General features: G+C 40.2%; 2 protein-coding genes. Both read right to left on the minus strand.

Annotation, left to right across the window (positions count from 1 at the left end; translation table 11 throughout):
* A partial coding sequence (locus HC733_RS22275) for a 4a-hydroxytetrahydrobiopterin dehydratase (RefSeq protein WP_190367162.1) occupies positions 1-308 on the minus strand: 308 nt, incomplete at its 3' end.
* An 11-nt stretch (positions 309-319) separates the two neighbouring features.
* Positions 320-1,117, minus strand: a complete 798-nt coding sequence (gene phhA / locus HC733_RS22280) for a phenylalanine 4-monooxygenase (RefSeq protein ID WP_190367163.1) — start codon at positions 1,115-1,117, stop codon at positions 320-322.
* Positions 1,118-1,209: the final 92 nt, after the last annotated feature.

Below are 1,209 nucleotides of genomic sequence, written 5' to 3' on the forward strand. Positions count from 1 at the left end.
CAAACAAAATCATTTTTGTGCAAACCTTTGATTGAATGGCTCCACCAAGTCACGGTTACTTTACCCCACTCGGTAAGTAAACCAGGGTGATGACCTTCTTCTTCTGCCATTGCACCTACTTTGTTTGTGAACTCAAGTGCCTGTTTAAAGTTTTTGAACTTAAATACGCGCTCAAGCTGCATAATACCGTCACGTACCTCAGGCACCCAATCTGGAATTTGCTTGATAAGTACCGCTAACTCTTCATCTGACACTTTAGGCGCATCAGCACGACACGCTTCACATTTTTGTGCACTTAAATCAGACATTCAATAAATCCTTAACTTGCTAATTTTTCTTTAGGGGGAAATTTTGGCTCAAATAAGCCTAACTCTTTTGCTTTTTCAACCAACGACATGATATCCATTTGTGAAATATCAAACAAATCATGGATTGAGTTAATGGTGTAGTACACAGGTTGCATAATATCAATGCGATAAGGTGTACGAAGCACATCTAATACTTTCAATGGTGAAATTTCAGGTTTGTCACTGTAAACATACTGCGTCTCGCCTGGGCTTGATAAAATACCGCCACCATAAATACGTAAACCATCTTTGGTTTGCATTAGACCAAACTCAACCGTAAACCAGTACAAACGAGCAAGGTATACACGGTCTTTTTTGGCAGCGGCTAAGCCTAGCTGACCATATTTGTGAGTAAACTCTGCAAAGTCTGGGTTAGTTAGCATTGCACAGTGGCCAAAGATTTCATGAAAAATATCTGGCTCTTGCAAATAATCAAACTCTTCACGCGAGCGAATAAACGTTGCAACCGGAAATTGCTTGTTTGCTAATAAACGGAAAAACTCGTCAAAGTCGATAAGTGCAGGTACTGGCGCTACTTGCCATCCCGTTTCTTTGCCTAACACTTCATTTAGCTCGTGAAGCTGTGGAATTCTCTCTTGCGGGAGGTTAATTTTTTTCAAGCCTTCCATGTATTCATCGCATGCTTTGCCCTCAATACATTTCAGCTGACGAGCCACTAGCTCTGACCAAATTTTATTTTCTTCGTCACTCCAAGCAATGATGCCATTTGCATCAGGCTGCTTAGAGGTATATTTACTTGATTTAGCCATTTTAACCTTCTTTTTACATCGTCGACCTACACAGATCGCACTTCAACTTGTGATCTAGATACTATGTAAAAGTTAGTGAAAGTTTAATAGGC

It is taken from the genome of Pseudoalteromonas sp. S16_S37 (genome assembly GCF_014694405.1).
Taxonomy (GTDB): Bacteria; Pseudomonadota; Gammaproteobacteria; order Enterobacterales; family Alteromonadaceae; genus Pseudoalteromonas.

Excerpts from the sequence above, each read along its gene's own strand:
- phhA (WP_190367163.1), bottom strand. The coding sequence starts at position 1,117 with ATGGCTAAATCAAGTAAATATACCTCTAAGCAGCCTGATGCAAATGGC.